Consider the following 13,913-nt stretch of genomic DNA (forward strand, 5'->3'; position numbering starts at 1 on the left):
GATCTCGAAAGGGCGACTTTGCCAACACCATCGTCCGCGGGCACCGAGCTGTGAACATGGACTCTCGATTCCTGGTCACATATTCTCGCTCCATACAAGGTCGCATGACGCAATGTTCCTTGCCGTTTTTGATCCACGAAGCCATTTCGGAAGCTGATGATGCTCGATGCAGAAAAGACCAGGGCTGCGTCGCGGCTGTTGGTAGGCCACTGGGACAAGGGCACCCGTCTCGACGCCATACCTGAGGCGTTGCGCCCACAAACACGGATCGAAGGTTACGCTATCCAGTCGCACGTCATGGATCGCTCGGTGGCCCCTCTTTTCGGCTGGAAGATTGCCGCCACCAGTCTGGCCGGACAAAGGCACATCAACGTCGACGGCCCGATGGCCGGACGTCTCCTGGCCGAAAAAGCGGTGGAGGTCGGCGGGACCGTTTCCCTGGCGACGAGCAAGATGCGCGTGGCCGAGATCGAGTTCGCTTTCCGCTTCGGCCGCGAGCTGCCGCCTCGTCCGGCACCCTATGAAATCGCCGAGGTGATGGAAGCCGTGGCGACCTTGCACCCGGCGATCGAAATTCCGGACTCACGCTATGACGATTTTTGCGCCGTCGGGGCGCCGCAACTCATTGCGGACAATGCCTGCGCCAATCTGTTTGTCATCGGCGAGGCGGCGGACGACTGGCGAGACGTGGACCTTGCAAAGCACCCCGTGGTCGCCTCCGTTTCCGGAAGGCCGCAACATAGCGGATCGGGAGCAGCCGTGTTGGGCGATCCTCGCATCGCGCTCACCTGGATCGTCAACGAGCTGTCGGGCCTGGGCATAGCGCTCCAACCGGGACAGGTGGTGATTACAGGTACCTGCGTGACGCCGATTGGGGTCGAGGCCGGCGACGAAGTCATTGGCGATTTGGGCAGGTTCGGCAGCGTCTCCGTGCGGTTTGTCTAATAGCCCCCACGCTGCCTGGCCACGAAACTGCGCACCGCCAGCACCAGAACGGTGATGATGATCAGGATCACCGAGAGCGCGGCGATCGCCGGGTCGATGTTGTCGCGCAGGCCCATCCACATCAGCCTGGGCAGCGTGATGGCGTTGACCGAGGTGATGAACAGGGTGACGCCGATTTCTTCCCAGGACAGCACGAAGGAGAGAAGCGCCGCGGTAATGATGCCGAACTTGATGTTGGGCATGATGATGCGGGTGGCGCGCTCCCACACAGTGGCGCCTAAGCCCCGCGCGGCAAGGTCGATGCGGCGGTCGAGCTGGCTGAGCGAGACCAGCATCAGCACCGTGGCGAAGGGCACGGTCATCACCGAATGCGCCATGGCGACGCCAAGCCAGGTGTCGTAGCCGAAGAACGCGCTGAAGCCCGAGATCGAGGTCAGCAGGAAGTAGAGCGTGATCGCCGAGACCACCGGCGGCACCACCATCGGCAGCAGGACGAAGCCGACCAGGGCTGCGGTAAAGCGCGGCTGGAACATCCAGACGCCAAGGCTGAAGCACAGCGCGAGCACGGTTGAAAAGGCGCTGCTGACGACACCGATACGGATCGAGAGCAGGATCGATTGGAGCCAGCGCGGGTCCTCGACCAGCGCCCGGTAGTGGCGCAGCGACAGTTCGCCCGACGGCATAGCCAGCATGCGGCTCGGCGTCAGCGACACCGGGATGACGGCGAGCAGCGGCATCAGCAGGAACAGCGCCACGAAGGCGGCGATGATCAGCGAGACAGGACCGGGGCGGTAGGTCGGCATCAGATCAACTGCTTCGGTCTGACATAGCGGAACAAAAGCGCCATCAGCGCGCCGACGAACAGCACCAGCACGACGCTGATCGCTGCACCCAGACCCCAGTCCGGGCTCTGGAAGATCCTGAGATAGATCAGCTCGGCGATCATGACGCTGCGGCCGCCGCCGAGGATCGCCGGCGTGACGAAGAAGCCGAGCGAGAAGACGAACACGATCATCGCCGCGCCGATGATGCCGGAGCGCGTCATCGGCACGAACACCGTCCAGAAGGTGCGCATGCGGCTGGAACCGAGGCCACGCGCAGCTAAAAGCACGCGGTCGTCGAGGCTGCGCATGGAAGATGCCAGCGGGAAAACGGCGAAAGGAATGAGGAAGTGCGTCATGCCGACGATGACGCCGAATTCGTTGCGCACCAACGCCAACGGTTCGGAAATGAAGCCGATCGCCTGCAACCAGGTGTTGATCAGGCCGCGATTGGAGAGCAGCGCCACCCAGCCGAAAGCACGGGTCAGCACGGAAATCCAGAAGGGGACGAGAATGCAGAACTCGGCGATCAGGCGCTGTGCCGGGGTTCCACGCACCCAGACGACGGTGATGGCGTAGGCAGCTGCCACCGAAACGACAGTGACGACCGCCGCGATGCGCAGCGTGCGGATGAACACCGACTGCACGAGATCGTCGGTGAGCAGCGCCTCATACTGGCCGAGGCCGGGCGTCGGCAGTGTAAAGCTCCATTTGACGACGCCGAGAAACGGCCAGGCATAGGTCAGGACAAGAAACAGGAGCAGCGGCGCCATCAACAGCGCCGCGCCCATCCTGTCGGAGAGATAGGATCTCATTTCGACCCGATGACCCCGCCCCTGATCAGGCCGAGATGATCTTGGTGTATTCGTCGAGCGCCGGCCCATAATTCTTGGCGTACCAGTCCATGTCGAGCGCGATCTGCTTCTTCATGTTCTCGGGATCGACCGGATTGATGCGCTTCTTGTCGGCGGGGATCAGCGCGTCTGCCGCCGGGTTTGCAGGACCTTGGCCGAGCTTGTCGAACATGACCAGCTGCTTTTCAGGGTCCTGGGCACTGGCGATGAACTTCATCGCAGCGTCCTTGCCGCCGGGGTTGCCCTTGAGCACGGCCAGCGCGCCGGGCGAGATCAGGCCCTGGTCCCAGATGAACTTGATCTTGCCGCCCGAATCCTGCTCGATCAGCGAGGCACGGGTCGACCAGACGATCGCCATCGAGGCCTCGCCATTGAGTAGCACGCTCTGGCTTTCGGCGCCGCCGCCCCAATAGGCAACGACGTTTTCCTTGAAGGCGGCGATCTTGTCATGGGCGCGCTTGAGGTCGAGCGGGTAGAGCGACGCAGGCGCGATACCGTCGGCGAGCAGCGCCGCTTCCCAGCTCGACACGCCCCATTTGTAGAGCGAGCGCTTGCCGGGGAATTTCTTCACATCGAAGAAATCGGCCATGCCGGTCGGCGCGTCCTTGCCGTACTTCTCGGAATCATAGGCGATGACATAGGAGAAGAAATAGGTCGAGGCGGCGTATTCCCAACCAAAGCCGGGCCGCATCTTCTTCTTGTCGACGATGTTGTAATCGATCGGCTCGAGAGCCCCTTGGGCGCCGAGCGTGATGGCCGAGAACGGGTCTACGTCGACGAGATCCCAGGTCGGCGCGCCGCTCTTGAACTGTGCGGCGATGGCGCCTTCGGTCGGACCCGAACCGTCCATCTTGACGGTGATGCCGGTGTCCTTGGTGAAGGCCTGGCCATAGGCGGCATCGTAGGCGGTGATGGCATCGCCACCCCAGTTGACCAGCACAAGTTCCTTGGCCTGCGCAAAGGCACCTGTCGAGCGCAGCAGCATCGGCGTGCCGGCCAGCACGAGTGCCGCCAACTGTGTGAACTGCCGGCGCGAGATCTCGCCGCGACCTGCCCTGGCGGACAGGCTATCGATGGCTTGTTTCTTGGTATCATGTGTCATGTCAGTTCCCCTTTTTTGTTGTTGATAGTGCCGGAAAGCGGTCTGCGATGTCTCGCCACACCGCTTGTCATTGTCCTCCATGCGGAAGAAGGAAACCCTTTTCCGCCGGCCAGGTGAGCCAGACGGAGTTACCCTTGCTCAACGCCGCGGCAGCCACCTCGTTCGGCACCGAGACCGTGACCTTGGCGCCTTGCCGCGTTGTCAGGTCGAGCCGCGTTGCAGCACCTAGGTAGGTGGAGTTGGTGGCGGTAGCGGCGATCCCATTCTCACCATCTGCCGCCTCGCCCGATATCGACATGTATTCGGGCCGGATCGCCAGGATGGCGTCGCCGCGCACGAGTTCGGCCTTGCAGCCCATGCTGACCGCGCGGTCTTCGCACAGGCCGGTCGAGCCATTGCCGGCGGGCTTGACCCCCTTTAGCGGCAGCATGTTGATCTCGCCAAGGAACTCGGCGACGAAGCGGTTGTCCGGCCGGTCGTAGACCTCGTCGGGCGCTCCGACCTGCAGCAGCTTGCCATGATTGAAGATGGCGACGCGCGACGACAGCGCCAGCGCCTCGCTCTGGTCGTGGGTGACGAAGACGAAGGTGGTGCCGGTCTCCTGGTGCAGCCGCTTCATTTCGGCCTGCATCTGGCCGCGCAGGCCCTTGTCGAGCGCGGAAAACGGCTCATCGAGCAACAGTACGCCCGGTTCGAACACCAGCGCACGGGCCAGCGCCACGCGCTGCTGCTGGCCGCCCGACAGTTGCGCCGGCAGTTTTTTCTCGTGGCCCTTGAGGCCGACGCGCTCGATCATCTCGCCGACACGGCGCTTGATGTCGACGGCCGATTTCTTGCGCACCTTGAGTGGGAAGGCGATGTTGGCTTCGACGCTCATATGCGGGAACAGCGCGTAGCCTTGGAACACCATGCCGGCGGCGCGCTGCTCGGCCGGCCGGTCGGTGATGTCGACGCCGTCGCTGAGCAGCCTGCCCTCGGTTGGCTGCACGAAGCCGGCAAGGATCATCAGGAAGGTGGTCTTGCCCGAACCGGACGGCCCGAGAAGGGTCAGGAACTCGCCACGGCCGATATCGAGCGACAGATTGTCCAGCGCACGGAACGAGCCGAAGCTCTTGCCGATCCCGATTGCCTTGATCTCTGCGGCACGGCCGGGTTGCTGCATACTGCCCTTTCCCTAACGCTTGTCGAAATCGTAGGCAGGGTGCCGGCTCACCGCAACCGAATAGTTTTCGCGTGATCGGCAAATTCCATTCATCTATGGCGAGATGTCGCCAACTGCCCTCAATACGGCAGAATGCGGTTCTCCTGGAGTTTCGACCGCAGCCATCCCGTGAACGCTTCCAGAACCGGATGCGAAGCCTTGGCATGTTCGGAGACCAGGAAATAGGAGCGCGGCGACTTGATCGCTATATCGAACGGCCTGACCAACCGGCCCTCGCTCAGCGCCCGCCGGCTGGTCAGTTCGTCGCCCATGGCGATGCCCTGGCCGGCAATCGCCGCCGAGAAGACGAGGTTCATGTCCGAAAAGAAGATGCCGCCCTCAATGTCGGGGTTTTCCACCTTGGACAACGCCAGCCAGCGCGCCCAATCCTCGGTGTCATCGAGATGCAGCAGGTTGGCGCGCAGCACGTCCGACGGCCGGGAAAAGCCGCCGATCTTGTTGAGCAGCGTCGGGCTGCAGAGCGGCGTGAACGAGATTTCGCAGAGCGGTTCGACCGCCCGGTTCGGCCAATTGCCGACACCGAACGCAATGAAGGCATCGGCGTCGGCGTTGCTGACATCGTCGAGCCGGCGCGGCGTCAGGATGCGCAGCGCCACGTCGGGATACATCTGCCGGAACTCGCCGATATGGGTGCACAAGAACAGCGAGGCGAAGCCGGGCGTGCAACTGACGGCGAACGAGCCGCCGACGCCGGTGCCGGCATCACGCGTCACCGCATCGCCCAGAACGGTCAGCGCCTTGCGCACGTCGCTGGCATAGCGCTGGCCGCGCGGCGTCAGCGCCACGCCCTTGCCGATGCGTTCGAGCAGGTCGAAGCCGAGGTCGCGCTCCAGCAGGCGAAGCTGATGGCTAACAGCGCTGCGGGTCAGGTGCAACTCGTCGGCGGCGCGCCAGACGCTGCCGTGCCGGGCGAAGCTGTCGAGCGCGCGCAGCGCTTGTGTCGATGGTATACGCAAGGAGCCTCAGGTGAACCGAATTTGCACGAACCGGGAAAACATATCACTTTTTAGCGAACCGCTTCACTGCTTTCTTCTCATGCCATGGAGAAACCGGTGGCCACCTCGGCGCAAGCAACCGCCCTTGCCTGTCTCGACGGCATCCAGCCGTTGTTGTCCGCGTGGACACGCACCATCTTCGATTACGGCGAGACCGCGTGGCGGGAGTATCAATCCGCCGCCTGGTATGTCGAGCGACTGAAACTCGAAGGCTTTTCCGTCGAAGAAGGTTCCGGCGGCATGCCGACCGCCTTCTGCGCGCATTGGACCAACGGCCCCGGCCCGACCATCGGCATGTACGCCGAATACGACGCGGTGCCGGGCAATTGCCAGGATGCCGCTACGGTCGAGCGTCCGCGCCGGGGACTTGGCAACCAGGCCGGCGGCCACACCGACCCGCATTCCGGGCTGGGCATTTCGAGCCTCGGCGGGCTGCTGGCGACCAAGGCGGCGATGCAGCGCCACGGCATATCAGGCACGCTGCGCTTCACCGGCGAGCCGGCGGAAAAGGTGCGCGGGTCAAAGCCGATCCATGCCGCCAAGGGCTATTATGACGGCCTTGCCGGCATGATCTCCTTTCACCCGTTCTACATGCTGCCGCTCTGCAACACGGCGCGCTGGGACACACATTGCGGCGCGGCCTACGCGATGGTCTATCGCTTCATCTGCGACCAACCGGAGCGCTGGGCGCTGGCTGCGGGTGCTGCACCCATTCCGCAAGCACATTCGGCGGCGCGCGCCCCCGGCGCCAACGACGCATTGTTGATGATGTACATGGCCTCCAAGGCTCTGCGCGATTCCATGCTGCCTCACCAGGGCGGCTGGTCGATCAGCGAGGCGATCCTGACGGCGGGGCAAGCGACCGCCGACAATTTGCCGGCGGGGCTGGCCGAGATCCAGTACATGATCCGCGTGCCGACGCTCGCCATGGCCGAGCAGGTCACCGCGGTGCTCGACCGCAATGCCGAGGCGGCGGCAGCGATGAATGGTTGCCGCACCGAGCGGCATTGGGTGTCGAAGTCACGGCCGGGACTTACCAATCATGTAATGGCCGAAATCGCCTATGAAGCACTGTCGACGGTCGGGCCGCCGCGCTGGGACGAGGACGCCAAGGCAGTCGCGCGCGAGATACAGGTCAATGCCGGGCGCATGGCGAGCGACGAGCCGTTCATCGAAGAGCTGGAGCGCCTGATCGAGCCGCAGGCGGCGGAAGCAATCCTGCGCCGCGATCTGCCGCCCTCGCAGGTCAATTCGACCTCCGACGACTACACCGACATGAGCTGGCATACGCCGACGGCGCGCTTCTATGTCGCCCGCCCGGCGCTGCGTTCGGAGACCGGCTATCCCTATCCGTCATGGGTGATGAATGCGTTGGGCGGTATTCCCGCCACCATCGACCCGATGGTGGCCTGCGCCTCCCGCACGATCGCGCTCGCCGCCCTTCGCCTGCTCGAGGACAAAACCGCCCGCGATGCGGCGATGAATGAATTCGTCGCCCGCACCGGCGGCGGCATAGGCGGCTCGAACTGGATCGCGCCGCTCTGCGACTACGAGCCGCCGATTGGATTTCGCTGGCCTGAATATGTCACCACCCCACGCGGACGCGACTGGTGGATACCGAGCAATTAGACACCCTCACGAGGAGCACCCCATGACCGTTCATGACCGCATTGTCGCCGAGCCGTTTTCGCTGCAGCGCCGCAACCCGGCCGGCGGCACCAAGCCGCTGACCGCCTGGGGCTTCGCCAACGAGACCGACGTGCTGACCGACGTGCTGCTCGGCTCACCCAATTTCCTGCGTCATCTCTCGACTAGCTCGCTGTCGCGAAAGCATCTGCGCGAGGCACCCTGCAACGTCCAGATCGCCCAGGCGCAGCATAAGGATCTTGTCGCCGCCTACGAGCATTTCGGCGTGAACATCCATTGGCACGAGCCGACACCGGAACTGCCGATGCAGGTCTATTCCCGCGATTCCAGCGTCATGACGCCCTACGGCGCCTTCATCACCGCCATGGCCAACTGGTGGCGGCGCGGCGAGAATTATGCCGCAATCCGCACCTACGAAAAGCTCGGCATCCCGATCTACGACATGGTCACGGCTGGTACGTTCGAGGGCGGCGACTTCAACGTCATCGAGGACGGCGTCGTGCTGATCGGCTGCGGCGGCGCCCGCACGCAGGAGGAAGGCGCGCGCCAAGTACAAGCCTGGTTCGACAAGGAGGGCTGGGAAACCCGCATCGCCTTCATCGACGAATACTACGTCCATATCGACCTGATGGTGGTGCCGATCGCCGAAAAGCTGACCGCCGTCTGCCTCGCCTGCACCGAACCCGGCATCGTCGACTGGCTGAAGGGCAAGGGCCACGAGATCATCGACGTGCCGTTCCAGGACACGATGGCCCTCGGCTGCAACTTCATGTCGCTCGGCAAGGACCGGGTGATCGCGCCGACCTCCAGCCAGACGCTGATCGGCCAGCTCAAGGCGCGCGGCTTCGAGGTCGCGGCCGTCGACATGAGCGAGATCTCGAAGACCGGCGGCGGCATCCACTGCATGGCGCAGGCGCTGAAGCGCGAACCGGCCTGAGGAGTGGGATAGCGCTACGCTGCTTCGCTCACATTCGCATCAGCATGATCGGCATCCTGGCCGCCGAGGGTGCAAGGTCGCGCGGGCAAAACGGCTGAGATCGCCGGCTGGCGGCACCATGTGCCCGGCTTGCGAGTCGGAACGCTGCCCGATGCGAAACTTGCGCGATAGCTAATATAAGCGCACAGTAAAACCGTCTTTTGGGATAGGACAGCTCATCTGCAAATCGGGAGGAAACCATGAACACCATGAGCCTCACCACGCTTGAACGCGGCAAAACGACAGTCGACGCCGCAGCCCTGGAAGCGTTTTCGGCACAATTGCGCGGCAAAATGCTGAGCGAAGGCGATGCCGCGTATGACGAAGCACGAACCGTCTGGAATGCCACGGTCGACCGACGGCCCGGGCTGATCGTGTGCTGCGTCGGCGCTTCCGATGTCGTCAGTGCCGTGAATTTCGCCAGGGAGAACAGGCTTCTCGTCTCGGTGCGCGGCGGCGGCCACAACATTGCCGGAAGTGCGGTCTGCGACGGTGGCCTGATGATCGATCTGTCATTGATGAGATCGGTGCGGGTCGATGTCGCCGCGCGGCGGGCATGGGTCGGGCCTGGCGCGACGCTTGCCGATGTCGACAAGGAAACGCAGGCCTTCGGGCTGGTGGTACCGACCGGCATCAACTCGACCACCGGCATATCCGGCCTGACGCTGGGTGGCGGCTTCGGCTGGATCACCCGCAAATTCGGCCTGACCATCGACAATCTTGCCTCCGTCGATGTGGTCACCGCCGATGGCAAACTGCTCCGGGCCAGCCATGCCGAAAATCCGGACTTGTTCTGGGCGCTGCGCGGCGGCGGCGGCAATTTCGGCGTCGTCACGGCATTCGAGTTCGAACTCCATGAGTTTGGACCGCAAGTGCTGGCGGGGCTTGTCGTCCATCCCTTCGCCGATGCCGAAAAGGTGCTGCGGGAGTATCGCAAGGCGCTCGAGACCGCACCTGACGAGTTGACCTGCTGGGTGGTCATGCGGCAGGCGCCGCCGCTGCCCTTCCTGCCCGCGGAGTGGCATGGCAAGGAGGTTCTGGTGCTGGCCATGTGCTATTGCGGCGACATCGAGGCAGGCGAAAAGGCGACGCAAAAACTTCGAGCCATCGGCACGCCGATTGCCGATGTCGTGGGCCCCAGCCCGTTCACCGGCTGGCAGCAGGCATTCGACCCACTGCTCACGCCCGGCGCCCGCAACTACTGGAAGAGCCATGACTTCACCGAGTTTTCCGAGGAGGCGGCTGCGGTCGTCAGGGGGGCAATAGCCAGGCTGCCGGGACCCGAATGCGAGATATTTATCGGCCATGTCGGCGGCGCGGCAGGTCGCGTCAAGGCGGACGCAACGGCGTTTCCACAGCGCAGTTCGCATTTCGTCATGAACGTTCACGCCCGCTGGCGCGAACCGACGATGGACAAGGCTTGCACCGACTGGGCTCGTTCAATCTACGAGGCGGCCAAACCTTATGCCGCCGGCACCGCCTATGTGAACTTCATGCCAGAGGACGAGGTCGACCGGGTCGAAGCGGCCTATGGTGGCAACCATCGACGGCTTCTGGAAATCAAGCAGCGCTACGACCCATTGAACCTGTTCCGCATGAACCAGAATTTGCGCCCGAAAGAAAGCCTGCGAGCTGCTTGAGGCGCGCCCGTGCTGCAGTGATAAAAAAGCACACGTCGCCGCTGGAGGCGCGGGCTTTTGCTGTCACATGCTGTTGGCGTCGAGTTGTATTCCCGGCCCGCGCCATCAGCAACAAACCCGATACTGTGTCTTCGCCGCCCTTGTGAGTGCTGGAAAAATGGAGGAATAGTCTTGCGGAATGCATCGCCCTGAAATTGCCGGTTTGCGGTTCTCAGGTCGTGCAATTGCTAGCCGGATATCGAATGGCCAGTCCCGAACCGCGCAAGAGAAGAGGTCCGATCGCCGCCCGGCTGCTGGCGCTCGACGCGTGGATCGATTCCTCGCTCTACGAGATCGGCTTCAAGGCGCGCCAGTTCTGGGAATCGGCGACGATCTTCTCGCGGCGCTTCCGCGTCAACGGCTGGCGCCGTGGCATCATCGAACTGCTGAGCGAAGGTTTCACGCTCGGCGCCGTCGGCATCGTGGTGATGCTGGCGCTGGCCATTCCGGCTTTCCAGGACACTGCCGGCGACTGGCGCGCCCAGGGCGACTTCGCCGTCACGTTCCTCGACCGCTATGGCAACGAGATCGGCCAGCGCGGCATCATCCAGCGCGATTCCGTGCCGGTCGACGAGATGCCCGATCACGTCATCAAGGCGGTGCTTGCCACCGAGGATCGCCGCTTCTTCGATCACTACGGCATCGATGTGCTCGGCCTTTCGCGCGCCATCTTCGAGAATGTGCGGGCGAACTCCGTCGTTCAGGGCGGCTCGAGCATCACCCAGCAATTGGCCAAGAACCTGTTCCTCACCAATGAGCGCACGCTGGAGCGCAAGATCAAGGAAGCCTTCCTGTCGCTGTGGCTCGAGGCCAATCTGTCGAAGAAGGAGATCCTGCAGCTCTATCTCGACCGCGCCTATATGGGTGGCGGCACGTTCGGCATCGAGGCGGCCGCCGACTTCTATTTCGGCAAGAGCGTCAAGGACCTGAACCTCGCCGAGGCGGCGATGCTGGCCGGCCTGTTCAAGGCGCCGACCAAATATGCGCCGCACATCAACCTGCCGGCGGCGCGCGCGCGCGCCAACGTGGTGCTGTCCAACCTTGTCGATGCCGGCTTCATGACCGAAGGCCAGGTCCTGCAGGCCAGGCTGCATCCGGCCGATGTCGTCGACCGCGGCGAACAGAAAAGCCCTGACTATTACCTCGACTGGGCATTCGACGAGGTCAAGAAGATCGCCAAGCCGGGCCAGCACTCGCTCGTCGCCCACACCACCTTCGACGCCAACATCCAGAAGGCGGCGGAAGAATCGGTGGAGTTCCACCTGCGCCAGTTCGGCAAGGAGTATAACGTCACCGAGGGCGCGGTCGTGGTCATCGAGACCAACGGCGCCGTGCGCGCCATCGTCGGCGGCCGCGACTACGGCGCCAGCCAGTTCAACCGCGCCACCAAGGCGCTGCGCCAGACCGGCTCGTCATTCAAGCCCTATGTCTACGCAACGGCGATGGAACACGGCTTCACTCCCAACTCCATTATTTCCGGCGGCCCGATCAGTTGGGGCAGCTGGTCGCCGCACAATTACAACGGCGGGTCGGCGGGCAACGTCACCTTGATCATGGCAATGGCCAAATCGATCAACACCGTGCCGGTGCGGCTGGCCAAGGATCATCTCGGCATCGGCCCGATCAAGGCCATGGCCGAGGCGATGGGTGTGGAATCGCCGATCGAAGCACACAAGACGATGGTTCTCGGCACCTCGGGCATGACCGTGATGGACCAGGCGACGGGCTACAGCGTGTTCGCCGACAATGGCTTCGTCGGCTCCCGGCACGGCGTCAGCCAGCTCGTCACCCGCACCGGCGAGGTGGTCTATGATTTCGCCAAGGATGCGCCGCCGCCGCACCGGGTGCTGTCGGAGCAGGCACTGAAATCGATGAACACCATGCTGGCGGCAGTGCCGGTGATGGGCACCGCGCGGCGGGCTCAACTTCCCAACATCGTCGTCGCCGGCAAGACGGGCACGACGCAATCCTACCGCGACGCCTGGTTTGTCGGCTTCACCGGCAACTACACGGCGGCGGTGTGGATGGGCAATGACGACTTCACGCCGACCAAGAACATGACCGGCGGCTCGCTGCCGGCGATGGTGTGGCAGCGACTGATGGTCTACGCGCACCAGAATATCGACCTCAAGCCGATCCCCGGCATCGACAAACCTTTCGTCGACGAGGAGATAGCGGCCAAGGCCGAGGAAGCGCTGAAGAAGAGCGACGAACAGGCGGCGGCCAATGCGGCGGCCGAGCGGCCGCCGGTGCTGTCCAGCCGCACGACCCAGACGCTGCGGGACATGACCACGCTGTTCCAGTCGGCCCCCGTCCTCAGTACGCCTCAACCGCCGGAGACGCTGTCGGCGCTGTGATCTTTCCGACTGGGCAGGTCTTTCAACTGGTCCGGGGCGGCAAATCCATCGGCCCGCTTGCCACAAGGCCCCGCGCCGCGATATCCCCGAGCGGCAACTCTTCGTGTTCCCGGCCCCTCATGCTCAAGAATGCCTTCCTGACGCTGCTTTCGCTTGCCATAGCCATCGTCGGCGGTGGCGGCAGCGTCTGGTATGCGCTGAAAGTCCAGGATGGTGTCGGCGCCATCAGGATCGGCCAATGGACGGCCTTTCCCGATATCGGCACGCCGGCCGCCGATCCCTATTCCAAAGCCCGCGTGGCGCGCGAGGGTGTGCTTGCGCTCGGCCGCGCCGAGGGGCTGTCCTTCGTCGCCGAGCGCGACACGGGCGGCGCCGAGCTCAAGCGCGAATGCACCTACACAATCGAGGGTGGTTTCCCGACGGCACGGTTCTGGACGCTTTATGCCGCCGACCAGTCGCTCGGCGTGGTCGAAACCGGCAAACCCCGGCTGGCGGCGCTGCAATCCTATGGGGTGGTGCGCCAGCCCGACAATTCGGTGATCATTTCCGCCGGCCATCACCCGATGCCGGGCAACTGGCTGCTGACAGACGGCTCCGGCAGGATGTATTTCGTGCTGACCTTCTACGACACGCCGATCGCCAGCAGCACCGGCCTGTCGGACGTCTCGCTGCCGCATATCGTCAAGGTCGGCTGCAATGCGTAGTTTTTGCGCTGCGATGCGCGGACTTCTGCATGCTGTCCTGCTCGGGCTGCTCGGCGCCGGCATCGTGCACATCGCCGTGCTGCTGCTGGTGCCCGAGTTTTCCGAACGCGATGCCTGGTCGCGGCTGTCCATGGCGTCGGATCTCTACAAGATGACGCGGCTCGATGCCGAGGCCGGTGGCGCGCCCGTGGTGAAATCCGTCGACCCGCTGTTTTACGCGACGGCCTGCCGGTTCGATCTGGGCGAAGGCATGGTCCGCGTCAAGGCACCTGGACATGTCCCGTTCTGGTCGGTCTCGGTCTATGACCGCAGCGGCCACAACATCTATTCCTTCAACGACCACACCGCGACCGGCGGCGTTCTGGATGCTGTCGTGCTGACGCCGGCGCAAATGATCGACGTGCGCAAGGACCTTCCCGAGGATCTTCAAGGAGCGATCTTCGTCGAAGCGCCGATCGAGGAAGGCATCTTCGTCATCCGCGCCTTCGTGCCCGATGACAGCTGGAAGCCGATCGTATCGCGTTTCTTCGAGCAGAGTTCCTGCGAGCTGCAGGATTTCTAGTGGTGTGGGACCGGCTTCGTCCCTGGCGACCCCGGCTTGTCGGGATCGA

Annotated in this window: 12 protein-coding genes; 7 read left to right on the forward strand and 5 right to left on the reverse strand. The window is 63.7% G+C overall.

Annotated features, from left to right (window positions below):
* Positions 1-159 precede the first annotated feature (159 nt).
* The gene (locus tag NKH06_RS09955) at positions 160-945 is read left to right on the forward strand and encodes a 2-keto-4-pentenoate hydratase (RefSeq protein WP_128302998.1); all 786 of its coding nucleotides are present in this window, start codon (positions 160-162) and stop codon (positions 943-945) included.
* On the opposite strand, the gene NKH06_RS09960 is transcribed toward NKH06_RS09955, so the two are convergent.
* The 5 genes from NKH06_RS09960 to NKH06_RS09980 all read right to left on the reverse strand — a co-directional run bounded on the left by NKH06_RS09960 (position 942) and on the right by NKH06_RS09980 (position 5,900).
* Positions 942-1,748, reverse strand: coding sequence for an ABC transporter permease (locus NKH06_RS09960; RefSeq protein ID WP_023812805.1), 807 nt, complete (start codon positions 1,746-1,748; stop codon positions 942-944). The genes NKH06_RS09955 and NKH06_RS09960 overlap by 4 nt on opposite strands.
* Positions 1,748-2,581 (reverse strand): ABC transporter permease, encoded by an 834-nt coding sequence (locus NKH06_RS09965; protein ID WP_128302996.1) that lies wholly within the window; start codon positions 2,579-2,581, stop codon positions 1,748-1,750. Before NKH06_RS09965 ends, NKH06_RS09960 begins: the two co-directional genes overlap by 1 nt.
* 25 nt (positions 2,582-2,606) lie before the next feature.
* Complete coding sequence (locus tag NKH06_RS09970; RefSeq protein WP_128302995.1) at positions 2,607-3,722, reverse strand: ABC transporter substrate-binding protein; 1,116 nt, start codon at positions 3,720-3,722, stop codon at positions 2,607-2,609.
* 67 nt (positions 3,723-3,789) lie between these two features.
* On the reverse strand, positions 3,790-4,884 hold the full coding sequence (locus NKH06_RS09975; protein WP_352795216.1) for an ABC transporter ATP-binding protein: 1,095 nt from the start codon (positions 4,882-4,884) through the stop codon (positions 3,790-3,792).
* Positions 4,885-5,003: 119 nt separating this feature from the next.
* Positions 5,004-5,900 (reverse strand): LysR substrate-binding domain-containing protein, encoded by an 897-nt coding sequence (locus NKH06_RS09980; RefSeq protein WP_352609861.1) that lies wholly within the window; start codon positions 5,898-5,900, stop codon positions 5,004-5,006.
* Positions 5,901-5,984: 84 nt separating this feature from the next.
* On the opposite strand from NKH06_RS09980, the gene NKH06_RS09985 reads away from it, so the two are divergent.
* From NKH06_RS09985 to NKH06_RS10010, 6 genes are all read left to right on the forward strand, one after another.
* Positions 5,985-7,568, forward strand: coding sequence for a zinc-binding metallopeptidase family protein (locus NKH06_RS09985; protein ID WP_352892895.1), 1,584 nt, complete (start codon positions 5,985-5,987; stop codon positions 7,566-7,568).
* Between the two features lie 22 nt (positions 7,569-7,590).
* Positions 7,591-8,523 (forward strand): dimethylarginine dimethylaminohydrolase family protein, encoded by a 933-nt coding sequence (locus NKH06_RS09990; RefSeq protein WP_292642029.1) that lies wholly within the window; start codon positions 7,591-7,593, stop codon positions 8,521-8,523.
* Between the two features lie 239 nt (positions 8,524-8,762).
* Positions 8,763-10,202, forward strand: a complete 1,440-nt coding sequence (locus NKH06_RS09995) for an FAD-binding oxidoreductase (protein ID WP_352892898.1) — start codon at positions 8,763-8,765, stop codon at positions 10,200-10,202.
* 242 nt (positions 10,203-10,444) lie between these two features.
* The gene (locus tag NKH06_RS10000) at positions 10,445-12,598 is read left to right on the forward strand and encodes a transglycosylase domain-containing protein (protein ID WP_023812797.1); all 2,154 of its coding nucleotides are present in this window, start codon (positions 10,445-10,447) and stop codon (positions 12,596-12,598) included.
* 119 nt (positions 12,599-12,717) lie between these two features.
* Positions 12,718-13,302: a DUF1214 domain-containing protein gene (locus tag NKH06_RS10005; protein WP_352795220.1), complete on the forward strand. Its 585-nt coding sequence runs from the start codon at positions 12,718-12,720 to the stop codon at positions 13,300-13,302.
* Positions 13,295-13,864, forward strand: coding sequence for a DUF1254 domain-containing protein (locus tag NKH06_RS10010; RefSeq protein WP_352892900.1), 570 nt, complete (start codon positions 13,295-13,297; stop codon positions 13,862-13,864). Before NKH06_RS10005 ends, NKH06_RS10010 begins: the two co-directional genes overlap by 8 nt.
* The last annotated feature ends 49 nt before the right edge of the window (positions 13,865-13,913 follow it).

It is taken from the genome of Mesorhizobium sp. M1342 (assembly GCF_040317955.1).
Taxonomy (GTDB): Bacteria; Pseudomonadota; Alphaproteobacteria; order Rhizobiales; family Rhizobiaceae; genus Mesorhizobium.

Excerpts from the sequence above, each read along its gene's own strand:
- NKH06_RS09955 (WP_128302998.1), top strand. The coding sequence starts at position 160 with ATGCTCGATGCAGAAAAGACCAGGGCTGCGTCGCGGCTGTTGGTAGGC.
- NKH06_RS09960 (WP_023812805.1), bottom strand. The coding sequence starts at position 1,748 with ATGCCGACCTACCGCCCCGGTCCTGTCTCGCTGATCATCGCCGCCTTC.
- NKH06_RS09965 (WP_128302996.1), bottom strand. The coding sequence starts at position 2,581 with ATGAGATCCTATCTCTCCGACAGGATGGGCGCGGCGCTGTTGATGGCG.
- NKH06_RS09970 (WP_128302995.1), bottom strand. The coding sequence starts at position 3,722 with ATGACACATGATACCAAGAAACAAGCCATCGATAGCCTGTCCGCCAGG.
- NKH06_RS09975 (WP_352795216.1), bottom strand. The coding sequence starts at position 4,884 with ATGCAGCAACCCGGCCGTGCCGCAGAGATCAAGGCAATCGGGATCGGC.
- NKH06_RS09985 (WP_352892895.1), top strand. The coding sequence starts at position 5,985 with ATGGAGAAACCGGTGGCCACCTCGGCGCAAGCAACCGCCCTTGCCTGT.
- NKH06_RS09990 (WP_292642029.1), top strand. The coding sequence starts at position 7,591 with ATGACCGTTCATGACCGCATTGTCGCCGAGCCGTTTTCGCTGCAGCGC.
- NKH06_RS09995 (WP_352892898.1), top strand. The coding sequence starts at position 8,763 with ATGAACACCATGAGCCTCACCACGCTTGAACGCGGCAAAACGACAGTC.
- NKH06_RS10000 (WP_023812797.1), top strand. The coding sequence starts at position 10,445 with ATGGCCAGTCCCGAACCGCGCAAGAGAAGAGGTCCGATCGCCGCCCGG.
- NKH06_RS10005 (WP_352795220.1), top strand. The coding sequence starts at position 12,718 with ATGCTCAAGAATGCCTTCCTGACGCTGCTTTCGCTTGCCATAGCCATC.
- NKH06_RS10010 (WP_352892900.1), top strand. The coding sequence starts at position 13,295 with ATGCGTAGTTTTTGCGCTGCGATGCGCGGACTTCTGCATGCTGTCCTG.